Here is a 22684-nt window from a genome sequence, read left to right as displayed (position 1 = left end):
AAAGGCCGGGATAACCCGGCCTTTTTACAGAACAACAAGACTTATTTAGCGCCAGGACGCAGCGCCGGGAACAGGATCACGTCACGGATGGTATGGCTGTTGGTAAACAGCATCACCATCCGGTCGATACCAATGCCTAAACCTGCCGTTGGCGGTAAGCCGTGTTCCAGTGCGGTAACGTAGTCTTCGTCATAGAACATGGCTTCATCATCGCCCGCGTCTTTGGCATTAACCTGCTGCAGGAAGCGATCAGCCTGATCCTGCGCATCGTTAAGCTCAGAGAAGCCGTTGCCGATTTCACGTCCGCCGATAAAGAACTCGAAACGGTCGGTGATTTCCGGGTTTTCATCGTTACGACGAGCGAGCGGAGAAACTTCCGCCGGGTATTCGGTAATGAAGGTAGGCTGAATCAGGTGCGCTTCTGCGGTTTCCTCAAAAATCTCGGTCACCACGCGGCCTAAGCCCCAGCTTTTCTCGACTTTGATGCCGATGGCCTGGGCGACTGCCACGGCTTTATCGAAATCGTCAAGATCGGCCAGATCGGTTTCCGGACGGTATTTTTTGATGGCTTCACGCATGGTGAGCTTTTCAAACGGCTTGCCGAAATCGAATTCCTGCTCACCGTAAGGCACGACGGTGCTGCCCAGCACATCCTGCGCCAGCGTGCGGAACAGGCTTTCGGTCAGTTCGATCAGATCCTTATAATCCGCATACGCCATATAGAGTTCCATCATGGTGAACTCTGGATTATGACGTGGCGAAATCCCTTCGTTACGGAAGTTACGGTTGATCTCAAACACGCGGTCAAAACCGCCCACAACCAGACGTTTCAGATACAGCTCTGGCGCAATACGCAGGTACATATCGATATCCAGCGCATTATGATGCGTGATAAACGGACGCGCTGATGCGCCGCCCGGGATCACCTGCATCATTGGCGTTTCCACTTCCATAAAGTCGCGAGCGACCATGAACTGGCGAATACCGGCCATAATCTGAGAGCGAATTTTGAAGGTGTTGCGTGATTCATCGTTGGCGATGAGATCAAGATAACGCTGACGATAACGTGTTTCCTGATCGGCCAGGCCGTGAAACTTATCAGGCAACGGACGCAGCGCTTTGGTCAGTAAACGCAGTTCTGAACAGTGAACAGACAGCTCGCCAGTTTTAGTTTTGAACAACTTACCGCGTGCGCCGAGGATATCGCCCAGATCCCACTTTTTGAACTGCTCGTTATAGATGCCTTCAGGCAGATCGTCACGTGCTACGTACAGTTGAATGCGGCCGCCAACGTCCTGCAGGGTGATGAAAGACGCTTTGCCCATAATACGGCGCGTCATCATACGGCCCGCCACGCTGACCTCAATGCCTAAGTCTTCCAGCTCTTCGTTACTCTTCTCGTCATAGCTGGCGTGCAGCCGATCGGAGGTGGTATCACGACGAAAATCGTTAGGAAACGCCACGCCGTTTTCACGCAGCACGCTCAGTTTCTCGCGACGCGTTTTCAGTTCGTTATTTAACTCAAGTGCGACGTCAGCGCTCTGCGGTTGTTGTTCAGACATGTCGGTTCCTTATAGCCCTGCTTTTAAACTTGCTTCAATGAAACGGTCCAGATCGCCATCCAGAACCGCCTGCGTATTACGCGTTTCCACGCCGGTACGCAGATCTTTAATTCGTGAGTCGTCCAGAACGTAAGAACGGATCTGGCTTCCCCAGCCGATATCCGACTTATTGTCTTCCAGCGCCTGCTTCTCGGCATTTTTTTTCTGCATCTCAAGCTCGTACAGCTTCGCCTTCATCTGCTTCATCGCCTGATCTTTGTTTTTGTGCTGAGAGCGGTCATTTTGACACTGCGTGACCGTACCGGTCGGAATATGGGTGATACGCACCGCAGATTCCGTCCGGTTAACGTGCTGACCACCGGCACCGGAGGCACGGTAAACGTCAATGCGCAGGTCTGCCGGGTTAATGTCGATATCGATATCGTCATCGACTTCCGGGTAGATAAACGCGGAGCTGAATGAGGTATGGCGGCGACCACCGGAGTCAAACGGACTCTTACGAACAAGGCGATGAACGCCTGTCTCGGTGCGTAACCAGCCAAACGCATAATCGCCCGACACGCGAATGGTTACCGATTTAATGCCCGCCACTTCGCCTTCGGACTCTTCAATAATCTCGGTTTTGAAGCCTTTCGCTTCAGCCCAACGCAGATACATACGCATCAGCATGCTGGCCCAGTCCTGCGCCTCGGTGCCGCCGGAGCCAGCCTGCAAGTCGATATAACAGTCTGCGCTGTCGTACTCACCCGAGAACATACGGCGGAATTCGAGTTCACCCAGTTTAACATCCAGCGCGTCCAGTTCTTCGACCGCTTCGTTAAAGGTTTCTTCGTCATCGGCTTCCACAGCCAGATCAAGCAGGCCCTGTACGTCTTCCAGCCCCTGCGTCATCTGATCCAGCGTATTCACGATTGCTTCGAGAGAGGAGCGCTCTTTACCCAACGCCTGGGCGCGTTCAGGTTCGTTCCAGACGTCAGACTGTTCGAGTTCTGCGTTTACTTCTTCAAGGCGTTCTTTCTTGGCATCGTAGTCAAAGATACCCCCGAAGAACGTCGCTGCGCTCGGTGAGGTCCTGAATACGGTATTTGACCGGATTAATTTCAAACATGTGTTTAGCGTCTTTTTAACGTTTGATGGAATAAGAAATGTAACCTGCGAGTTTACCCGAAACCGGCGACAGTTTGTAGCGTTGAGAAAATGCGCAGGGTGTAAACGTTTGGGACAGGCTGTGCTGAAAGGGAGGGAGGCAACGTCAGAAAGGCCTGGCGGACGGACTCCCGTCCGTCCACCTTCATCCGTTAACTGAGCGGCCAGAGATGTTCAATAATCAACTGCACTGAGCGGTTACCGCGATATTCATTGATATCCAGCCGGTACGCCAGTTCAACCTCGCGAACGCTGCTGTCAGGCCACAGCGTGGTATCTACGTTAAACGCGATACCGTCGATCAATGGCCCGCCGCCCAGTGGCTCCACCATGACTTTCAGATGACGTTCCCCCACCAGCCGCTGCTGCAACAGCCGGAATTTGCCGTCAAACGCAGGCTCCGGAAAGGCCTGTCCCCAGGGACCGGCATCGCGCAGCATTTCGGCGGTCTCCAGAGAAAACTCAGCGGGTTGTAACGCGCCATCAGACCACATCACCCCTTGCAGCGCTTCGCCAGCCAGCCAGTCGCCGACCAGTTCAGCGAACCGCTGACGAAACTCCTCGTAGCGCGCCTCCTCCAGCGACAGCCCGGCCGCCATGGCGTGACCACCAAACTTCTGCATCAGCCCGGGGTGAAGCGTATCGAGCCGTTCCAGGGCATCCCGCAGGTGCAGGCCCGCAATCGAACGTCCCGAGCCTTTGAGCATGCCGTCGCCCGCAGGCGCAAAGGCGATGACCGGACGGTGAAAACGCTCTTTGAGCCGGGAAGCCAGAATACCTACCACGCCCTGATGCCATTCGGGATGATAAAAGGCCAGCCCCAGCGGCAAATCGGTTTGCTCACGCTCCAGCGTCTGACAGAGCGCCAGCGCCTCGCTTTGCATGCCCTGTTCAATCTCTTTGCGCATCTGATTGAGCGCATCCAGCTCGCTGGCTAGCATACGCGACTGGCTGAGATCGTCCGTCAGTAACAGCGCGACGCCGACCGACATATCGTCGAGCCTTCCGGCCGCATTCAGCCGCGGTCCCAGCGCAAACCCCAGGTCGCTGGCGGCCAGCTGGCGCGCATCGCGATTGGCGATTTCCAGTAGCGCCTTGATGCCCGGTCGGCATTTACCGGCACGAATGCGGCTCAGGCCCTGCCAGACCAAAATACGGTTATTTGCATCCAGCGGCACGACATCCGCAACCGTGCCCAGCGCCACCAGATCGAGCAGGTCAGCCAGGTTAGGTTCTGCCCGCGTGACGCCAAACCAGCCCTGGGTTCGCAGATGGGCACGCAGCGCCATCATCAGGTAAAAGGCCACACCAACGCCTGCCAGCGCACGCGACGGGAAAGTGCAATCAGGCAGGTTTGGGTTAACGATAGCGTCCGCGTCAGGCAGCGTTTCGCCGGGTAAATGGTGGTCGGTCACCAGCACCGCAATCCCGTGCGCATGCGCGACGGCGACGCCAGCATGAGAGGAAATACCGTTATCGACAGTGAGGATCATCTCCGCGCCGCGCGCTTTCGCCTGTTCGACAACCTCAGGACTGAGGCCGTATCCATCCTCAAACCGGTTAGGTACCAGATACTGAACATTGCTGCATCCCATGCTGCGCAGAGCCAGCACGGTAAGCGCGGTACTGGTGGCACCGTCAGCATCAAAATCGCCGACGACCATAATACAGCGTCCATCCAGCAGCGCTTCATGCAGCAAGGCGACGGCCTTATCAATACCGCTCAGCGCACTAAACGGCAGCAGGTTTTTCGCGCCTCTTTCCAGCTGAGCGGCATCACTGACGCCGCGTTGCAAATAAAGCCGACGCAGAAGCGGCGGCAAATCAGCAGGGAGCCCGGGCAAATCCGGTACCGCCTCACGACGACGTAATTCGACTTCGTGCTTTACCACGCCTTAACCACCACGCTTTTGATTATCCAGTACCTGTTTGAGTTCCTGAGGGCTTTGGTAGCCCGGGATCATCATTCCGCTATCGGTCAGAATGGCGGGCGTGCCCTGAATGCCGAACAGAATGCCCAATTTATACTGCTGACCAATGTCAGTTTTGCATGACGCAGGCGCCTCCATCTTCGGCGCATCACCTTTCATCGCGTCATCGAAGGCTTTGTTACGATCGGCGCTGCACCAGACCGCTTTCATGGCGCTGGCGACATTACCGTTCATCCCTTCGCGTGGGAAAGCAAGATAACGAACCGTGATGCCCAGCGCATTGTAATCGGCCATCTGCTCGTGCAGCTTGTGACAATAGCCACAGGTAATGTCCGTGAACACCGTGACCACATGCTGCTCTTTTGGCGCTTTATAGATGATCATCTCCGGAACCAGCGCGTCGACCTTTTTATCCAGCAGCGTATTGGTCACGTTCACCGGTTGCGTGCCGCTGACATCATAAAGGGGACCCTGGATCATGTGTTTACCATCATCGGTCACATACAGGACGCCGCTTTCGCTGAGCACGGTTTTGAAGCCTGGCAGCGGAGACGGCTGAATCTCGGTCTGGTGTAAACCCAGTTTTTTCAGGGAAAGCTGAATAGCGCTGTCATCAGCGTGGGTTAAACCGGAAAAGGCGCTGACCAGCAGCGCCAGCGTGGCAACATGTTTGTTCATTGTTTTCCTTATATCCGTCGGTCATGCACGCGGATGATGCTGTTGATGTAACAGTCGCAGACGTTCCGTGGCGACGTGAGTATAAATCTGGGTCGTGGAGAGATCGCTGTGTCCCAGTAACATCTGTACGACACGCAAGTCTGCCCCGTGGTTCAGCAAATGTGTGGCAAAGGCGTGGCGCAGCACATGGGGCGACAGCTTTTCGCTGTCAATGCCTGCCAGCGTGGCGTAGTGCTTGATTCGGTGCCAGAACGTCTGCCGCGTCATTTGCTGCGCGCGGCTACTGGGGAAGAACACATCCAGCGTTTGCCCGTTGAGCAACCACGGACGACCATGTTCCATATAATATTCCAGCCAGTAAACCGCCTCTTCACCTAATGGCACCAGGCGCTCTTTATTGCCCTTACCGATCACCCGCACCACGCCCTGACGCAGGCTGACGTCGTTCAGGGTTAATCCCACCAGCTCCGAAACACGCAGCCCGGTGGCATACAATAATTCCAGCATGGCTTTATCGCGCAGTTCCAGCGGCACGTTGACATCCGGAGCCTGCAGTAAACGCTCGACCTGTGCCTCGCTCAGATCTTTGGGCAGCCGCTGGGGCAGCTTTGGCGCGGCCAGTTGGGCGCTGGGATCGTCCACACGAATCTTTTCACGGTACAGGTACTGAAACAGGCGGCGCATAGCGCTGAGCAGACGCGCTGAGCTGGTGGCCTTATAGCCGCCTTCCAGTCGCTCTGCGAGAAACTGTTGCAGATCCTGCGGGCTTAATGACACCAGCGTCAGGCCGTGATGTGCCAGCCAGCCGGTGAGCGTTTGCAGATCCTGTCGATAGGAGGACAAGGTATTTTGCGCCAGATTGCGCTCAATCCACAGCGCGTCAAGAAACTGTTCTGTCAGTTCGCTGTCTTGCACGTTTTCCCCGCCGTTCAGTCTGAAATCGTGCTCATTATGCCTGATTCACCCCTGCTTCTGATACAATTACGCCAAAGTCTGGATTAACAGAGCACTATCTGCATGAAAATTGGTCTTTTTTACGGTTCCAGTACCTGCTACACCGAAATCGTAGCGGAGAAGATTCGGGATTGTATTGGCGACGAGTTAGTGACGTTGCACAACGTGAAAGATGACGATCCGCGTCTGATGGAAGAGTACGACCTGCTGATTTTGGGCATTCCGACCTGGGACTTTGGCGAGCTACAGGAAGACTGGGAGGCCATCTGGCCGCAGTTGCCCACCCTCAATCTGCATAACAAGATAGTGGCGCTTTACGGCATGGGCGACCAGATTGGCTATGGTGAATGGTTTCTCGACGCGCTGGGTATGCTGCACGACCTGCTGCAACCCATGGGCGTGCAGTTTGTCGGCTACTGGCCGCTGGATGGCTATGAATTTACCAGCCCCAAACCGCTTAGCGCGGATGGCAAACAGTTTGTGGGGCTGGCGCTGGATGACGTCAATCAGTTTGACGTGACGGATGAGCGCGTTGAGCAGTGGTGCGAGCAGATTCTGACGGAAACGGCAGAACGCCTGTAGGCTGTCGGTGTTAACGCGCGCGCTGTCTGTCGCGAAAACAGCAGGCGCGTAAGGCGCGCCATTCAGCAGGCTGCATATTATCCTGCATGAGCCAAAACCGCGTTATCCTGCCCTGAGGGTTCTTCATAACCAGCAACACCGCGCCAGGTAACCAGTAAAGCGGTTGCTGCGTTTGCCAGTGTTCATCCTGCCAGTGCCAGTCACGGGCACTGTCGCGTTGTAGCGCTCCACAGCGCAGACACAAGCGCCTGTCCTGCCGCCATCCTTCCCACACGATGAGGGCGAACAGCACCGGCTTTATCACCCACTCTGCCGCAGACAAGGGCATCAGCCCGACGCCGGCTAGCGTTACCACCAGCGTCAGGGCAAGGATTGTGCGCGCCTGCAACGAGGGATGAAGGTTACATTGCCACCGGGCCGCGTTCACGATTACGCTGCTGAATAAGCTTCACCATGCGTTTCAGCTCGGGATCGGCTGGCTCGCCGTGGTTCATCATCCAGTTGAAAAGGTCCGGATCGTCACTTTTCAGCAGGGCAATGAAAACCTGCTTGTCGGTATCGTTTAACGTGTCATATTCGTACTTGAAGAACGGCATAATAGCGACATCCAGTTCCAGCATGCCACGACGGCAGGCCCATTGAACGCGCGATTTATCATTAATATCCATGCATCAGTTTTCCTGTTTCACATCGTGGCGACTAGTGTAACCTGGATTAACAGCGGCTGCAGGCTCCAGACTTCGTCATGTGCACAACGCCGCAGGATGACGCTTTTGCTGCGTTCATCACGCGTTTTGTGCGCCCTGTTCAGTAAACAGGTTGCAATGCCAGTCTGCTCTTTTACCATTGAAGATATTGTTCCGGATGAACCTTCATACTCAGGATTTATCAATGCCAACATTTACGCTTCCCCCACGTCAACCTGCGGCCTCATCGCGTCTGCCGCTCACGTTAATGTCTCTGGATACCTGGGCTCTGGTGTCTGTAGTGGGCCCGGACAGTACGTCCTATTTGCAGGGTCAGTTGACGCTGGATGTCGCCGCGCTGGATGCCGCCCATCATCTGCCCGCCGCCCACTGCGATGCGAAAGGCAAAATGTGGAGCAATCTGCGTCTGTTTCACCGCGGCGAAGGCTATGCCTATTTAGTGCGCCGGGCACTGCGTGATACCCAGTTGCCGGAGCTAAAAAAATACGCCGTATTCTCTAAAGTGACGCTGGCCGCCGATGACGATGTGGTGCTACTGGGCGTTGCCGGTTTCCAGGCTCGGGCTGCGCTGGCCGACCTGTTTGAAGTCCTTCCTGACAGTACCACTCCCGTGGTGCAACAGGGCGAAACCACCCTGCTGTGGTTTGCCCAGCCCGCAGAGCGCTTTTTACTGGTCACCTCGCTTGCTGAGGCAGAAGCACTGAAACAGAAGCTGGCCGAGGATGCTCAGTTAACAGACAGCACACAGTGGCTGGCCCTGGACATTGAAGCCGGTATTCCGGTGATTGAACCTGCGACCAGCGCGCAGTTTATTCCCCAGGCGACTAATTTGCAGGCACTGGACGCGATCAGCTTCAAAAAAGGCTGCTACACCGGGCAGGAGATGGTGGCCCGCGCGAAATACCGTGGCGCCAATAAGCGCGCCCTGTACTGGCTGTCAGGCCAGGCCAGCCATCTGCCTGCCGCAAACGACTCGCTGGAATTGCAGATGGGTGAACGCTGGCGTCGCACAGGAACCGTTCTCGCCGCCGTGCAGCTTGATGATGGCGTGACCTGGGTGCAGGTCGTGATGAATAACGATCTGGAGCCAGACAGCGTATTGCGCGTCGAAGGGGATGAAGGAGGCAAACTCACTATTCAGCCTTTGCCTTATTCGCTGGACGAAAACTGAGTGTCGGGGCGGGAACCTCTCCCGCCCTGTTTCTACATGACGTAGAAATAGATGGCGCAGAAATGACAGATGCAGCCGCCTAACACAAAACCGTGCCAGATGGCGTGATTAAACGGCACGCGGCGCGCCACATAAAAGATCACCCCCAGGGAATAGATGATGCCTCCCAGCGCCAACAGCCAGATTCCCCCGGCGACAGTTTCATCGCCAGTTGATAGACCACCACCAGCGACAGCCATCCCATACAAAGATACGTGACCAGTGACAGCACCTTATAGCGTTCGGCGATCGTCAGTTTAAACAGGATGCCCAGCAGCGCCAGTCCCCAGATGACCGCCATTAATGCGTGAGCCAGCGGTGACTGCAGCCCTGTCATCAAAAACGGCGTATAAGTGCCCGCAATCAACAGATAGATGGCGCAGTGATCCACTTTTTTCAGCACGCGTTTGGCGCGTGGATGACTGACAGCGTGATAAAGCGTGGACGCCAGAAACAGCACGATCATGCTGCCGCCATACAGGCTTGAGCTGACGATGGTGGTGACATCCGCATGGATCGCTGTTGCCTTAACCAGTAGCAGCACTAACCCAACGATCCCAAAGAGGCAACCCAGCCCGTGACTGATACTGTTGACAATTTCCTCTGCCAGTGGATAGCCCTGCGTGGAAAAATGTTTATGCGTCATAACCTTCCTGCCTGAAAAGTGAGAGCCATTGCAGATTAATCACCAGACAAATTAATCAGAAAAACTTTCAGTGTACAAGTGTAAGCTTAAATTAATTAATGCGGTCAACGCCGGTTCAAATTCTGTTAAAATGCTGACTGGTCAACTATCTGGTGATTTTTTCATGTTCGCGCATCACGATCTTGCCACGCTCAACGATCTGGAATTGCAGGTTTATCAGTACATCATCAGACATCGTGAAAGTGTCAGTTACATGACCATTCGTGAACTGGCGGAGCAGGCCGCCGTGTCAACTACCACCGTGCTGCGTTTCTGTCGCAAAATGCACTGTGAAGGCTGGTCTGAGTTTCGTATCCGTCTGCGGCTGGCCCAGGAACACACGGCCCCAGCTTTACCGGTCTCTGGCCCGGCCGATATGCTGAGTTTTTTTAAAAGCATCAATAATGCTGAATTTGAGCAGGTCATCACCCAGGCAGCCGCGATGATCAGGCAGGCTGAGCGGGTTTTTTTTATTGGTGTGGGCACATCAGGAAGCCTGGGAAAATACGGTGCACGTTTTTTTTCGAATGTGGGGAAATTCAGTCATGCTATTGATGATCCTTATTATCCCGTCAGTCCGAGCCTGTATGAAAATGCCCTGGCGATCATCCTTTCTGTCTCGGGCGAAACAGAAGAAGTGCTGCGTATCGCCAGCCAGTTTAGCCTGAATAAATGCAAAATTATTGCGGTCACCAACAGTGAAAACTGTTCGCTGGCAAAAATGAGCGACTTTACGGTTTCCTATCACGTCCCGGTTATCCGCCTAGCGGATAACTGCGATATTACCACTCAGGTACCGGCGATTTATATTATCGAATCGCTTGGCCGACGGTTAAGCCAGTAAAACACAGCGTTTTTTAGCTGTGACAAATCCCTTTTTTCGCACGGTGTTATACCGTGACTTTATAAAGTGCTTTGCTACACTCAGCCCAATTTTATCTGTATTGGAGAGTGGGTAATGAGCTTACCAGACACATTTTTGTGGGGCGGTGCCGTCGCGGCTCACCAGGTTGAAGGCGGGTGGGATCAGGGTGGAAAAGGTATTAGCATCGCTGACGTGCTGACAGGGGGTGCACACGGCGTGGATCGTGTCATTACCGATGGCGTTCAGCCCGGAAAATTTTACCCTAATCATCAGGCCGTCGAGTTTTACTCACACTACAAGCAGGATATTGCGTTATTTGCGGAGATGGGATTTAAATGCTTCCGTACCTCGATTGCGTGGACGCGTATATTCCCTAATGGCGATGAGCAGCAACCTAACGAAGCCGGCCTGCAGTTTTATGATGACCTGTTTGATGAATTACTGAAATATGGCATCGAACCAGTAATTACCCTTTCCCATTTTGAAATGCCCTACCACCTGGTAAAAGAGTATGGCGGCTGGCATAACCGTAAAGTCGTCGATTTCTTTGTGCGTTTCAGTGAAGTCGTGCTGGAACGATACAAAAATAAAGTTAAATACTGGATGACCTTTAACGAAATTAATAACCAACGTAACTGGCAATATCCGCTGTTTGGCTACTGCTGTTCCGGCGTTATTTTCACCGACCATGAAAAACCTGAACAGGCGATGTATCAGGTCATGCACCATCAGTTCGTTGCCAGTGCCCGGGTGGTGAAGCGCGGACACGAGATCAACCCGGACTTCAAAATTGGCTGCATGATCGCCATGGTGCCGGTTTATCCGTTCTCCTGCCATCCGGACGATGTCATGCTGGCTAAAGAAGCGATGCATCAACGCTATGTCTTTAGCGATGTACAAATGCGCGGTTACTACCCTGCCTACGCGCTGAAAGAGTGGGAACGCAAAGGCTACCACATTGAGATGCAACCAGAGGATGCAGATACCCTGCGTCAGGGCTGTGCCGATTACATCGGTTTCAGCTATTACATGAGTAATGCCGTGCAGCACAGCGCCAGCGGTGTTGACGACCCCATTACCGGTTTTGACGGGGTGGTCAAAAACCCGCATGTCAGCGCCTCAGACTGGGGCTGGCAGATCGATCCCGTTGGCCTGCGTTATGTGCTGAACGATCTGTACGAACGCTACCAGAAGCCGCTGTTTATCGTGGAAAACGGCTTTGGCGCGATCGACAAACCGAATGCGCAGGGCGTGATCGAAGATGATTACCGCATTGCGTATCTGGCGGCGCATATCGCAGAGATGAAAAAAGCCGTCATTCATGATGGTGTGGATCTGATGGGATATACGCCGTGGGGCTGCATCGATTGTGTATCCTTTACGACCGGCCAGTACGACAAGCGCTACGGTTTCATTCACGTTAATAAAAACGACGATGGCAGCGGTGATTTCTCACGCGCGAAAAAGAAAAGCTTTGCCTGGTATCAGCAGGTTATCGCCAGTAACGGTGAAAAGCTGTAAGTCGGCTGCCGCAGCGTCACGCTGCGGCATGAATTTACCGCCCGCCGGCGGCATCAATTATGCTGCCGGTGATGTAAGAGGCCGCATCGCTGGCCAGCCAGACCACCACTTCTGCAATTTCTTCGGCATGTCCACCACGTCCCATCGGAACGCCGCTCGCCAGTCGGTCGACGCGGCCGGGCTCCCCGCCATCGGCATGCATCCCGGTGTAGATCAGACCGGGCCGCACACCATTGACACGAATCCCCTGTTGCGCGACCTCCAGTGACAGACCTTTCGTCAGCGTATCCATCGCGCCCTTCGATGCGGCATAGTCGACATATTCACCGGGAGAACCCGTACGGGCTGCCGCGGAGGAAACGTTCACGATACTGCCGCCCAGTCCTCCCAGGTGCGTTCCCATGCGCCGGACGGCTTCACGACAGCAGAGGAAGGTACCCGTGACATTTGTGGCAAAAACCTGTTGAATGCGCGCCGCATCCAGTTGCTCAAGACGGCATTGCTGAAACAGGATACCGGCGTTATTTACCAGCAGCGAGAGCGGCAGGTTCTCCTGATCCAGCCGTTGAAACAGCGCCATGACCTGCGCCTCGTCACTGATATCGGCCTGTACGCTAAAGGCTTCTCCGCCGTTACGCACAATCTCATCCACCACCCGCTGCGCTTCACTTTCGCGCGTGCGATAATTCACGGCCACACGGTAGCCCCGTGTCGCCAGTAAAACGGCGGTCGCACGGCCAATGCCGCGACTACCGCCAGTAACAAGCGCGAGTTTCATCTGAGCCTCCATAAAAAAGGGCCGAAAACCGGCCCTCAAAACAGTTGTGTTAACCCGACTCAGGCATAGTCGCTCATCGGTACACATGAGCAGAACAGGTTGCGGTCACCAAAAACATCATCCAGGCGCTTCACTGTTGGCCAGTATTTATTGTGGCTGCCTGCCGGGAAAACGGCCAGCTCGCGGCTGTAAGGATGCGTCCATTCGCCAGTCACTTCCATTTGTGTGTGAGGCGCGTTAACCAGCGGATTATCATCCATTGGCCACTCGCCCTTTTCCACCCGCCCAATTTCCATACGAATCGCCAGCATGGCATCAATAAAGCGGTCCAGCTCCAGTTTGCCTTCCGATTCGGTAGGTTCCACCATCAGCGTGCCCGCGACCGGGAATGACATGGTTGGCGCATGGAAACCGTAGTCGATGAGGCGTTTTGCAATATCCAGTTCACTGATCCCGGTCTGCTCTTTCAGCGGACGAATATCCAGAATACATTCGTGCGCCACACGACCATCCCGCCCGGTATACAGAATCGGATAAGCTGATTTCAGACGGCTGGCGATGTAGTTGGCATTGAGAATCGCCACCGAACTGGCCTGCTTGAGCCCTTCCGCGCCCATCATGCGGATGTACATCCAGCTGATTGGTAAAATGGAAGCACTGCCAAACGGTGCAGCAGATACAGCGCCCTGCTGTGTCAGCACACCATCAATCTGTACCACGCTGTGACCGGGTACAAACGGTGCCAGATGCGCTTTCACGCCAATAGGTCCCATGCCCGGGCCGCCGCCGCCGTGCGGAATACAGAAAGTTTTGTGCAGGTTAAGGTGCGAAACGTCAGCGCCAATATAACCCGGCGTCGTAATGCCCACCTGGGCATTCATGTTCGCACCGTCCAGGTATACCTGGCCGCCGTACTGATGCACGATCTGGCACACTTCACGAATAGTCTCTTCATACACGCCGTGCGTGGATGGGTAGGTCACCATGATGCATGACAGTTTATCGCCCGCCTGTGCGGCTTTTTCGCGCAGGTCGCCCAGATCGATATTACCCTGTTTGTCACAGGCCACGACCACCACATCCATGCCCGCCATCTGGGCTGAGGCCGGGTTGGTCCCGTGTGCTGAGCTGGGAATCAGGCAAAGGTGACGTTCACCTTCACCACGGCTTTCATGGTAACGACGAATCGCTAACAGCCCCGCGTATTCCCCCTGTGCACCGGAGTTCGGTTGCATGCAGAGCGCATCGTAACCGGTAAGCTGAACCAGCCACTGGGAAAGCTGGCCAATCATTTGCAGGTAGCCGCCCGCCTGTTCTGCCGGGCAGAACGGATGCATTTCGGCAAATTCAGGCCAGGTGATGGGAATCATCTCTGCGGCAGCGTTAAGCTTCATCGTGCATGAACCCAGCGGAATCATCGCCTGGTTGAGAGCCAGATCTTTTTTCTCCAGGCTGTGCATATAGCGCATCATCTCGGTCTCACTGTGATGGCGATTGAACACAGGGTGAGAGAGGATGTCGCTGACGCGCTGCTGGCTTGCAGGGATTGACTGGCTGTCTGCCGCAACCTGGCTATCAAGTTGATCGATATCCAGACCATGATCATCGCCCAGCAGGATGGCGAACAATGTCGCAACGTCTTCACGACATGTGGTTTCATCCAGCGTGATACCGACAGCGTTATGAATATCACTACGCAGGTTAACGCCGAAACTCAGCGCACGGTTTAACACGGCGGCTTTATCGGTCACGTCCACTGTCAGCGTGTCGAACCAGTGGTGATGACGCAGCTTCAGCCCGCCACGTTGCAGTCCGGCAGCCAGGATATCGGTGAAGCGGTGAATACGTGAAGCGATACGTTTCAGCCCAACAGGCCCGTGGAACACGGCATACAGTCCTGCGATATTGGCCAGCAGCACCTGAGAGGTACAGATATTGGAGTTGGCTTTTTCCCGACGGATATGTTGCTCGCGAGTTTGCATCGCCATACGCAACGCGGTGTTGCCAGCGGCGTCGCGTGAGACACCGATAATACGGCCAGGCATAGAACGCTTGTGTTCATCACGGCTGGCAAAAAAGGCCGCATGAGGACCGCCATAGCCCATTGGTACACCAAAGCGCTGAGCGGAACCGAACACAATATCCGCGCCCTGCTTGCCCGGCGATTCAAGTAACACCAGGGCCATAAAATCCGAGGCCACGCTGACGACCACCTTACGGGTTTTCAGCTCGGCAATCAGGCTGGTGTAATCGTGTACCTCGCCCGTGGTGCCTACCTGCTGAAGCAGGACACCAAACAGATTATCGTGCTCCAGGGCTTTCTCCGCGCTGTCGATAATCAGTTCAAAACCAAAGGTTTCGGCGCGGGTCCGTACCACATCCAGCGTTTGCGGATGGATATCATCAGCGATAAAGAACCGGTTGGCATTTTTCAGTTTGCTGATGCGTTTTGCCATCGCCATCGCTTCGGCCGCCGCGGTGGCTTCATCCAGCAGTGAAGCGGACGCGATATCCATGCCGGTCAGATCAATGGTGACCTGCTGGAAGTTTAGCAGCGCCTCCAGGCGCCCTTGAGAAACTTCGGGCTGATACGGCGTGTAAGCCGTGTACCAGCCCGGATTTTCCAGCATGTTCCGCAGGATAACGGGCGGCGTTATCACCGCACTGTATCCCATGCCGATCCAGGATTTGTAGCGCAGGTTTTGCGCGGCAATCGCTTTTAACTCTGCCAGCGCCTGCTGTTCAGTTGCCGCATCGCCAACGGCGGGCGGACCGGGCAACTGAATGTCGGCGGGAACAATAGAACCAATCAACGACGCCAGAGAGCTGGCACCAATCGCCTCCAGCATAACGGCCTGTTGTTCTGGCGACGGACCAATATGGCGCTCGATAAACGCACCGTTGTGTTCAAGCTGGCTGAGAGTCTGAGTCATGAGCTGTAAATCCTGAATCGGGCTGGGGAACAGAGAGTGCTGGTCAGATATCGGCGGCCTCATCTGGAGGCCGCGCAACGATTACTCGTCAATAGATGCTTTGTAGGCATCCGCGTCCAGCAGTGAGTCTAGTTCTGACTCATCGCTGGCTTTGATCTGGAATAACCAGCCGTCCTGATAAGGCTCGCTGTTAACCAGCTCTGGGGAATCATTCAGCGCGTCGTTCACGGCGATAATTTCGCCACTGACAGGAGAATAGATATCGGAAGCCGCTTTTACGGATTCGGCGACGGCGCACTCTTCGCCGGCAGCGAACGTCGCCCCTACTTCTGGCAGGTCCACAAAGACCATATCGCCCAGTAATTCCTGCGCGTGTTCGGTGATGCCGACGGTGTAAGATCCATCCGCATTTTTGCGCAGCCATTCATGACTGTCGCGGTATTTCAACTCAGCTGGCACATTGCTCATCGCCCTTTCTCCTGTAATTATGTTTTACTGCGCAACCGGCTTGCCGGCGCGAACGAAAACGGGTTTAGTCACTTTTACGGGCATTTCACGGTTGCGGATTTCAACGATAGCGTCTTCGCCAATGCCCGCAGGCACGCGGGCCAGCGCAATGCTGTAACCCAACGTTGGTGAGAAAGATCCGCTGGTAATAATGCCCTGCTGCATCTGCCCCTGACTATCCGTAAAACGCACGGGCAGGCCGTTACGCAGTACGCCTTTTTCTGTCAGGATCAGGCCAACCAGTTTTTCAGTGCCTTTTTCGCGCTGACTTTCCAGTGCTTCGCGCCCGATAAAATTGCGGTTCGCCGGTTCCCAGCACAGGGTCCAGCCCATGTTGGCGGCCAGCGGTGAGACGCTTTCATCCATTTCCTGACCGTAAAGATTCATGCCCGCTTCCAGACGCAATGTATCACGTGCGCCCAGTCCGGCGGGTTTGACGCCCGCGGCGAGCAGGCGCTGCCAGAATGTAACGGCCTGCGCCGCAGGTAGCGCGATCTCGTAACCCACTTCACCGGTATAACCGGTGGTGGCGATAAACAGCTCCCCGGCCTGGATGCCAAAGAACGGCTTCATACCTTGTACAGCCTGACGCTGTGCATCACTGAAGAGCGTTTGTGCTTTTTGCTGGGCCTGTGGGCCCTGCACGGCGATCATCGCCAGATCGTCACGCTCCCGGACTTCCACGCCATAACCCTGCGCATGCTCATTGATCCATGCCAGATCCTTTTCACGCGTCGCAGAGTTCACGACCAGGCGGAAAAACGTCTCATCCATGAAATACACGATCAGATCGTCAATCACGCCGCCCGACGCATTCAGCATGCCGGTGTAAAGCGCTTTGCCGGGTTGCGTCAGCCTCGCGACATCGTTTGCCAGCAGAAAACGCAAAAACTCACGCGTACGTGCACCGTGCAGATCGACGATGGTCATGTGCGAAACATCAAACATGCCTGCGTCGTTGCGAACAGCATGATGTTCATCCAGTTGGGAGCCATAGTGCAGCGGCATCATCCAGCCATGGAAATCCACCATACGCGCACCGTTTTCCTGATGCTGGTCAAACAGAGGTGTGTGCTGAGTCATAACTATCCTGTGCTGAAACAAGTAAGTTTGAAACCACGCCGCCGGGAGCCGACGCAAACGTTCTCTTTGCAATGACGTTACCACTGAACGGGTCGATTAACCATAAGCAAAGCGAGGTCGAACGCAGGCGCACAGCCTAACCGCGCAAAAGAAAAAGCAGGACAAAAGACTGTAATTCTGTGATTAAACACACAACAAATACGACCTATTCATTTTTTTACAGCCATTTTATTCGTACCGACACGCAAGATGTTAAAAAAATAGCGAAGCAAAAATGGCGTCGAATAAAAATAAGTAATGCGAAACATCACGCAAAATTAGAATAAATCAAATGAGGCGCTGCAACGGTGCAGGACTGCATTTTTACGGTGCAGTCCTTTTTTTAATATAAAAAAGCCAGCAATTACGCTGGCTTTAAGAAAGGGATTCGCGTCAGCGAAGCCAGGCGGGAATGTCGTTCAGGCCCATCGCCTGCCGCAACATGACAGGTTTCACGCCCGGTAAATTATCGGCCAATTTTAGCCCGACATCGCGAAGCAGCTTTTTAGCCGGATTATTGCCCGCAAACAGCTCACGAAATCCCTGCATGCCCGCGAGCATCATGGCGGCACTGTGTTTACGGCTGCGTTCATAGCGGCGCAGATAGAGGTGCTGCCCGATATCTTTGCCCTGCTGATGCAGGCGGCGAACTTCACCAATCAACTCTGCGGCATCCATAAAACCGAGATTGACACCCTGCCCGGCCAGCGGATGAATGGTATGCGCAGCATCGCCCACCAGCGCCAGCCGATGTGCAGCAAAGCTGCGCGCATAGCGTGCCGTGAGGGGGAATGCCTTCCGTTCGCCTTCCAGTTCGCACAGGCCAAGGCGCATATCAAACGCCACCGACAACTGTTGATTAAAGAGCGCCTCAGGCATCGTTTCCAGCCGGGTGGCTTCCTGGGGCGACAGCGACCAGACGATGGAGCACAGATGCGGATCCTGCATCGGCAGAAACGCCAGAATGCCATCCCCATGGAATACCTGACGCGCGACGCCATCATGTGGCATGGAGGTACGGATGTTCGCCACCAGGGCATGGTGTTCATAATCCCAGAAAGTCAGCGGAATATCGGCTTTGTTGCGCAGCCAGGAATTGGCACCGTCTGCGGCAACCATCAGCCGTGCGCTCATCATGCCGCCATCCTGTAGCGTAATGAAGGCTTCGTTATCGCCAAATGCCACCTGCTGAAGATGTGACGACGGCAGCAACGTCACGTCACTGCACTGCCTGGCTCGCTGCCATAAGGCGCAGTGAATCACCGGGTTTTCGATAATGTGCCCGAGATGGGTTAAGCCCTGCTGCTCACCGTCAAATGAGATAGCACCGAAGCTGTCACGATCCCAGACTTCCATGGCCTGATAAGGGCTGGCTCTGAGCGACAGGATCGTCGACCAGACATCCAGTTTTTGTAAAAGACGTTCACTGGCCGCATTGATAGCCGATACGCGGACAGACGGAGAAGCGGTGGCATCAAATTGCGGCTCGGGCGCTTGTTCGAGTACGGCGATACGCAAGCCACTGCCCTGCAGACCGCAGGCCACGGCCAGTCCTACCATACCGCCACCGGCGATCACCACATCATAAGTTTGCATCAGTGCCTCTCAGTTAACGCTTAACCCAGCCAAGCGTGCGCTCGGCCAGAAGATTTCTCAGCAACGGCAGATGATCCATTGCCAGCAGGCCAAGGTTGCGCCCGACGACCAGCGGTGCATGGCGGTTGGCAAACAGGCGCACCAGACCGTCGGTGAGACCGATGGTCGTGGCCCGATCCTGTTGGCGACGCTGACGGTAATGCTGCATGACAGCATAGCTGCCAGGGTCCTGTTGCTGCCGGTGCGCGGTGGCCAGGATTTCGGCTAAGGACATGACATCCCTCAGGCCCAGGTTAAATCCCTGCCCGGCAATAGGGTGCAGCGTCTGGGCTGCGTTGCCCACGGTGGCAACACGATGTGAAACGACCGGTTCGGCCTGTTGCAATGCCAGCGGATAGATATCGCGTTTACCGGTGTGGGTAAATTTCCCCAGTCGCCAGCCGAACGCGTGCTGAAGTTCGCTGAGAAACGTCTCGTCGTCCCAGCGCTCAAGCTGCGGGCGCTTATCCAATGAATGACACCACACCAGCGACAGACGGTTGTCAGACATCGGCAGCAGGGCGAGCGGGCCGAACTCAGTAAACCGTTCAAAGGCCCGCCCCTGGTGCGGTATCTCGCTGGTGACATTCGCAATGAGTGCCAGCTGCTGATAAGTTTCGGTTTGCCACTGAATACCGCAGGCTGCCGCGACAGCCGAACGCGTGCCATCAGCCGCCACCAGCACATCAGCGTCCAGCTGTTCATCATTATCCAGCGTGACCTTCACGTGCGCCTGAGTACGGTTCACATTGGTGACCCGTGCCGGACAGCGCAGGGTGACGCCGGGAGCCTGTTTAAGCTGCGCGAATAAACGCTGGCCTACGTCGAACAATTCGACGACCTGGCCCAGCGCGGGAATCGCATAGTCGCTGGCCGTCAGTGAGACAAAACCCGCATGACCCCGATCGGAAACATGGATCGTCGTGATCGGCGTTGCGCAGGGGGCAATGCGCTGCCAGAGATTAATATTGGCCAGTTGCTGACAGGTGCCGGCAGACAGCGCAATGGCACGGCCGTCATAACCTGGATGCGCGCGGCTGGCAGGTTCGCTGCTTTCGATCAGCGTGACGGGCAGCGCGCCCTGTGTCAGGTGCGAAATAGCCAGCGCCAGCGTGGCACCGGTCATTCCGCCACCCGCGATGAGGACGGTCATCCTGCGCGTGCCGCCGCCATCAGCGCCTCAATAGCATCCGGATCTTTCACCACGCTGTCAGTGAGATTCTCGTTACCTGTTTCAGTGATCACAATGTCATCCTCAATGCGAATGCCGATACCGCGGTATTCCACCGGCACGTCGGCATCGGGGGCAATGTATAAGCCTGGTTCAATAGTAATGACCATGCCCGGTTCCAGAATGCGATCCCGGCTTGGCGTGCCGTAGTGCCCCACATCATGGACATCCAGCCCCAGCCAGTGGCTCAGGCCATGCATAAAGAATTTGCGATGCGCGTCTTCAGCAATTAACGCGTCAACCTCGCCCTGCAACACGCCCAGTTCAACCAGACCGGTCACCATGATGTGCACCACCTCATCATTCACCTCGCGAATACTGACGCCAGGCCGGAAACGGGATAATGCCGTCTCTAACGATTTCAGCACGATGTTGTAGACAGCACGTTGAGCGGGTGAGAATTTACCGTTTACCGGGAAGGTGCGGGTAATATCGCCTGCGTACCCCTGCCATTCACATCCCGCATCAATCAGCACCAGGTCGCCATCCCGCAGCTCACATTCATTCTCGGTATAGTGCAGAATACATCCATTTTCACCGGAACCGACGATGGTGTTGTAGGAGGGAAAACGCGCACCGTGGCGGTTAAACTCATGATGAATTTCGCCTTCCAGATGGTATTCGTACAGGCCGGGGCGACAGGCCTGCATAGCGCGCGTATGGGCCAGCGCACTGATCTCACCTGCACGGCGCAGAATGGCGATTTCTTCCGGACTTTTGAACAGGCGCATCTCATGCACCCAGGGACGCCAGTCTGTCAGGCTGGCAGGGGCGCTCAGGTTCTGGCGGAAACCGCGACGTAGTTTATCCAGTGCACTGAACACCAGCTTGTCAGCCTCAGGATATAACCCTTGCGCGTGATAAACCTCATCCAGACCGTTCAACAAAAGATGAAGCTGCTCACCGATATCGTTCCAGGGCAGTGCGCGATCCACACCCAGTTTTGCCGGTGCCGCCTCCTGGCCCAGACGGCGACCAAACCAGATTTCTGCGGTCAGGTCGCGGACACGATTAAACAGCACACTGTGGTTGTGGTTCTCATCACTTTTGATCAGCACCAGTAAGGCTTCAGGCTCATTAAAACCTGTGAAGTACCAGAAATCACTGTTTTGACGAAACGGATATTCGCTGTCGTTACTGCGCGTTACTTCAGGCGCCGCAAAAATTAACGCTGCGCTGCCCGGAACCATTTTCGCTAACAGCGCCTGACGACGCTGCTGGAAGGTCTCCAGTGAAATCATATCTGCACTCCCTGTTGAACTGAGATATCTGGCTTAGTGTAACGTTGGCTTCTGTACTTCAGGTGCGGTTGGCTGCGGGCGCGTGAACGTATCGTGACAAAGTAGCGCCGCGACGCGGACGTACTCGATCACCTCCTCCAGCGACTGCTCCAGCTCTTCCTGATCTTCGTCTTCGTCATAGCCAAGCTGCGCGATAGTACGCAGATCATCAATGGCCTCGCCGGTTTCGCCGGTGACCTTATCCAGTTTAGGCTGAGTTACGCCCAGGCCGAGTAAAAAATGGTTTACCCAGCCAGCCAGGGCGTCCGCCCGATCAAACACGGTGATGTCATCATCGTCGGGCAGCATCAGTTGAAAGAGAAAGCCATCTTCTTCAAGCGCCGTCGTAATATTTGCATGCAAATCCTGCAGCGGCTGGGCCAGCGTGTGCGAAAAAGCCATGCCTTCATTCGCGAGATCGTGGACCAGCGTTTTCCAGCTGGTATCCTGATTACCGCCACACAGAATACCGCTGAGTAATCCGTGCATTTCGGCAGGTGTCATTCCGACGCCGTGCTGTGAGAGCGCCGCCGCCAGCGCATTGTAATCAGGGGTTGCGTTCTGTGAAGACATCATTTTTCATCGTCGTTGGCTGTAAGAGTTCGTGGTATGCTACCACTAGCTGCCTCAAGGTTTCCAGAAAAGGGGTTGTATCTTATTTCTCAGGTCTATATAGTTGCCCGCCTCCCAGGCCATTGAAGGCTAAGGGAATGGCGAGCCAGGTAATCAGTCAGGAAGGTGGCATGTCTGCACAACCGGTAGATTTACAAATTTTTGGTCGTTCTTTGAGAGTAAATTGTCCGCCTGAACAGCAAGATGCGCTGAACGCGGCGGCGGAAGATCTCAATCAACGGTTGCAAGATTTAAAAGTTCGCACTAGAGTCACCAATACAGAGCAACTGGTGTTCATTGCCGCGTTAAACATTTGCCATGAACTGGCACAAGAAAAAAACAAGACGCGCGACTATGCTGCTAATATGGAACAACGAATCCGTATGTTACAGCAGACGATAGAGCAGGCATTAGTTGAGCAAGGTCGCATAACTGATCGTCAGGATGCGAAGTTCGAATAATACTTCATGGTCACTGTGCTACACTGACGGTGAAGTCAATTTTCTCTGAGATGTTTGCAAGTGGGCCAGTCCCCTGAGCCGATATTTCATACCAACAGAATGTGACGCTCCGCAACCTGTGAGCATGCTCGGTCCGTCCGAGAAGCCTGATGGTTGCGACGGCATGTTCACCTTGAACCAAGGGTTCAAGGGTTACAGCCTACGGCGGCATCTCGGAGATCTCCTTTCTGGTTGTACTGCATTATCCCCCACCAGACATGATATAGTGCGTCGCTCAGGCGACT

20 protein-coding genes, 1 other RNA gene and 1 pseudogene are annotated in these 22684 nt (G+C 54.9%); 6 read left to right on the top strand and 16 right to left on the bottom strand.

What is annotated here, in order from left to right; all coding sequences use genetic code 11:
- Window positions 1-41 precede the first annotated feature (41 nt).
- The 5 genes from lysS to xerD form a co-directional block, all read right to left on the bottom strand.
- On the bottom strand, window positions 42-1562 hold the full coding sequence (gene lysS, locus GC090_RS04245; protein WP_033739607.1) for a lysine--tRNA ligase: 1521 nt from the start codon (window positions 1560-1562) through the stop codon (window positions 42-44).
- Window positions 1563-1571: 9 nt separating this feature from the next.
- A protein-coding gene (prfB, locus tag GC090_RS04240) for a peptide chain release factor 2 (protein ID WP_100208631.1) occupies window positions 1572-2670 on the bottom strand; the annotation gives its coding sequence in 2 pieces (ribosomal slippage) (window positions 1572-2594 and window positions 2596-2670; 1098 coding nt in all).
- A 190-nt stretch (window positions 2671-2860) separates the two neighbouring features.
- Complete coding sequence (gene recJ / locus GC090_RS04235; protein WP_039338426.1) at window positions 2861-4600, bottom strand: single-stranded-DNA-specific exonuclease RecJ; 1740 nt, start codon at window positions 4598-4600, stop codon at window positions 2861-2863.
- Between the two features lie 3 nt (window positions 4601-4603).
- Window positions 4604-5317, bottom strand: a complete 714-nt coding sequence (gene dsbC / locus GC090_RS04230; protein ID WP_039338429.1) for a bifunctional protein-disulfide isomerase/oxidoreductase DsbC — start codon at window positions 5315-5317, stop codon at window positions 4604-4606.
- 21 nt (window positions 5318-5338) lie between these two features.
- The gene (xerD, locus tag GC090_RS04225) at window positions 5339-6232 is read right to left on the bottom strand and encodes a site-specific tyrosine recombinase XerD (protein ID WP_033739613.1); all 894 of its coding nucleotides are present in this window, start codon (window positions 6230-6232) and stop codon (window positions 5339-5341) included.
- 102 nt (window positions 6233-6334) lie between these two features.
- On the opposite strand from xerD, the gene fldB reads away from it, so the two are divergent.
- The gene (fldB, locus tag GC090_RS04220) at window positions 6335-6853 is read left to right on the top strand and encodes a flavodoxin FldB (RefSeq protein WP_324020928.1); all 519 of its coding nucleotides are present in this window, start codon (window positions 6335-6337) and stop codon (window positions 6851-6853) included.
- Between the two features lie 10 nt (window positions 6854-6863).
- On the opposite strand, the gene GC090_RS04215 is transcribed toward fldB, so the two are convergent.
- Window positions 6864-7280, bottom strand: coding sequence for a protein YgfX (locus tag GC090_RS04215; RefSeq protein ID WP_324020926.1), 417 nt, complete (start codon window positions 7278-7280; stop codon window positions 6864-6866).
- Window positions 7255-7521: an FAD assembly factor SdhE gene (sdhE, locus tag GC090_RS04210; RefSeq protein WP_324020924.1), complete on the bottom strand. Its 267-nt coding sequence runs from the start codon at window positions 7519-7521 to the stop codon at window positions 7255-7257. The genes GC090_RS04215 and sdhE overlap by 26 nt, the downstream gene beginning before the upstream one ends.
- Window positions 7522-7744: 223 nt before the next feature.
- Here sdhE and ygfZ point away from each other — a divergent pair, with 223 nt between their 5' ends.
- A complete protein-coding gene (ygfZ, locus tag GC090_RS04205) occupies window positions 7745-8731 on the top strand; it encodes a tRNA-modifying protein YgfZ (protein ID WP_324020923.1) in 987 nt (328 codons plus the stop codon).
- A 32-nt stretch (window positions 8732-8763) separates the two neighbouring features.
- Here ygfZ and trhA read toward each other — a convergent pair.
- A pseudogene (gene trhA / locus GC090_RS04200) lies at window positions 8764-9416 on the bottom strand (PAQR family membrane homeostasis protein TrhA).
- Between the two features lie 163 nt (window positions 9417-9579).
- On the opposite strand from trhA, the gene GC090_RS04195 reads away from it, so the two are divergent.
- Window positions 9580-10299: a MurR/RpiR family transcriptional regulator gene (locus GC090_RS04195; RefSeq protein WP_033739684.1), complete on the top strand. Its 720-nt coding sequence runs from the start codon at window positions 9580-9582 to the stop codon at window positions 10297-10299.
- Between the two features lie 114 nt (window positions 10300-10413).
- Window positions 10414-11841: a 6-phospho-beta-glucosidase gene (locus tag GC090_RS04190; RefSeq protein ID WP_033739620.1), complete on the top strand. Its 1428-nt coding sequence runs from the start codon at window positions 10414-10416 to the stop codon at window positions 11839-11841.
- A 34-nt stretch (window positions 11842-11875) separates the two neighbouring features.
- On the opposite strand, the gene GC090_RS04185 is transcribed toward GC090_RS04190, so the two are convergent.
- From GC090_RS04185 to GC090_RS04150, 8 genes are all read right to left on the bottom strand, one after another.
- Entirely contained in the window at window positions 11876-12619 is a 744-nt protein-coding gene (locus GC090_RS04185) for an SDR family oxidoreductase (protein ID WP_054633209.1), read from the bottom strand.
- Between the two features lie 59 nt (window positions 12620-12678).
- Window positions 12679-15552 carry an aminomethyl-transferring glycine dehydrogenase gene (gene gcvP / locus GC090_RS04180; protein WP_033739624.1) on the bottom strand — a complete coding sequence of 958 codons (2874 nt, stop codon included), beginning with the start codon at window positions 15550-15552 and terminating at the stop codon, window positions 12679-12681.
- Window positions 15553-15633: 81 nt separating this feature from the next.
- Window positions 15634-16020 carry a glycine cleavage system protein GcvH gene (gene gcvH / locus GC090_RS04175; RefSeq protein WP_033739626.1) on the bottom strand — a complete coding sequence of 129 codons (387 nt, stop codon included), beginning with the start codon at window positions 16018-16020 and terminating at the stop codon, window positions 15634-15636.
- Window positions 16021-16044: 24 nt separating this feature from the next.
- Entirely contained in the window at window positions 16045-17142 is a 1098-nt protein-coding gene (gene gcvT, locus GC090_RS04170; protein WP_324020921.1) for a glycine cleavage system aminomethyltransferase GcvT, read from the bottom strand.
- Between the two features lie 432 nt (window positions 17143-17574).
- A complete protein-coding gene (gene ubiI, locus GC090_RS04165) occupies window positions 17575-18777 on the bottom strand; it encodes an FAD-dependent 2-octaprenylphenol hydroxylase (RefSeq protein WP_006120825.1) in 1203 nt (400 codons plus the stop codon).
- 13 nt (window positions 18778-18790) lie between these two features.
- Window positions 18791-19969: a 2-octaprenyl-6-methoxyphenyl hydroxylase gene (gene ubiH, locus GC090_RS04160; RefSeq protein ID WP_324020919.1), complete on the bottom strand. Its 1179-nt coding sequence runs from the start codon at window positions 19967-19969 to the stop codon at window positions 18791-18793.
- Complete coding sequence (pepP, locus tag GC090_RS04155) at window positions 19966-21288, bottom strand: Xaa-Pro aminopeptidase (protein ID WP_080752861.1); 1323 nt, start codon at window positions 21286-21288, stop codon at window positions 19966-19968. Before pepP ends, ubiH begins: the two co-directional genes overlap by 4 nt.
- 33 nt (window positions 21289-21321) lie before the next feature.
- Window positions 21322-21900, bottom strand: a complete 579-nt coding sequence (locus tag GC090_RS04150) for a YecA/YgfB family protein (RefSeq protein WP_006120828.1) — start codon at window positions 21898-21900, stop codon at window positions 21322-21324.
- 170 nt (window positions 21901-22070) lie between these two features.
- On the opposite strand from GC090_RS04150, the gene zapA reads away from it, so the two are divergent.
- The gene (zapA, locus tag GC090_RS04145; RefSeq protein ID WP_006120829.1) at window positions 22071-22400 is read left to right on the top strand and encodes a cell division protein ZapA; all 330 of its coding nucleotides are present in this window, start codon (window positions 22071-22073) and stop codon (window positions 22398-22400) included.
- 39 nt (window positions 22401-22439) lie between these two features.
- Window positions 22440-22623, top strand: a non-coding RNA gene (gene ssrS / locus GC090_RS04140) — 6S RNA.
- The last annotated feature ends 61 nt before the right edge of the window (window positions 22624-22684 follow it).

This window comes from Pantoea sp. JZ29, assembly GCF_035190385.1.
Classification (GTDB): Bacteria; Pseudomonadota; Gammaproteobacteria; order Enterobacterales; family Enterobacteriaceae; genus Pantoea; species Pantoea stewartii.
This window is presented reverse-complemented; position numbering and strand designations above follow the sequence as displayed.

What these genes read in the sequence shown, in the direction of transcription:
- lysS (WP_033739607.1), bottom strand. Translation starts at nt 1,562, where the DNA reads ATGTCTGAACAACAACCGCAGAGCGCTGACGTCGCACTTGAGTTAAAT.
- dsbC (WP_039338429.1), bottom strand. Translation starts at nt 5,317, where the DNA reads ATGAACAAACATGTTGCCACGCTGGCGCTGCTGGTCAGCGCCTTTTCC.
- fldB (WP_324020928.1), top strand. Translation starts at nt 6,335, where the DNA reads ATGAAAATTGGTCTTTTTTACGGTTCCAGTACCTGCTACACCGAAATC.
- sdhE (WP_324020924.1), bottom strand. Translation starts at nt 7,521, where the DNA reads ATGGATATTAATGATAAATCGCGCGTTCAATGGGCCTGCCGTCGTGGC.
- ygfZ (WP_324020923.1), top strand. Translation starts at nt 7,745, where the DNA reads ATGCCAACATTTACGCTTCCCCCACGTCAACCTGCGGCCTCATCGCGT.
- GC090_RS04195 (WP_033739684.1), top strand. Translation starts at nt 9,580, where the DNA reads ATGTTCGCGCATCACGATCTTGCCACGCTCAACGATCTGGAATTGCAG.
- GC090_RS04190 (WP_033739620.1), top strand. Translation starts at nt 10,414, where the DNA reads ATGAGCTTACCAGACACATTTTTGTGGGGCGGTGCCGTCGCGGCTCAC.
- GC090_RS04185 (WP_054633209.1), bottom strand. Translation starts at nt 12,619, where the DNA reads ATGAAACTCGCGCTTGTTACTGGCGGTAGTCGCGGCATTGGCCGTGCG.
- gcvP (WP_033739624.1), bottom strand. Translation starts at nt 15,552, where the DNA reads ATGACTCAGACTCTCAGCCAGCTTGAACACAACGGTGCGTTTATCGAG.
- gcvH (WP_033739626.1), bottom strand. Translation starts at nt 16,020, where the DNA reads ATGAGCAATGTGCCAGCTGAGTTGAAATACCGCGACAGTCATGAATGG.
- gcvT (WP_324020921.1), bottom strand. Translation starts at nt 17,142, where the DNA reads ATGACTCAGCACACACCTCTGTTTGACCAGCATCAGGAAAACGGTGCG.
- ubiI (WP_006120825.1), bottom strand. Translation starts at nt 18,777, where the DNA reads ATGCAAACTTATGATGTGGTGATCGCCGGTGGCGGTATGGTAGGACTG.
- ubiH (WP_324020919.1), bottom strand. Translation starts at nt 19,969, where the DNA reads ATGACCGTCCTCATCGCGGGTGGCGGAATGACCGGTGCCACGCTGGCG.
- pepP (WP_080752861.1), bottom strand. Translation starts at nt 21,288, where the DNA reads ATGATTTCACTGGAGACCTTCCAGCAGCGTCGTCAGGCGCTGTTAGCG.
- GC090_RS04150 (WP_006120828.1), bottom strand. Translation starts at nt 21,900, where the DNA reads ATGTCTTCACAGAACGCAACCCCTGATTACAATGCGCTGGCGGCGGCG.
- zapA (WP_006120829.1), top strand. Translation starts at nt 22,071, where the DNA reads ATGTCTGCACAACCGGTAGATTTACAAATTTTTGGTCGTTCTTTGAGA.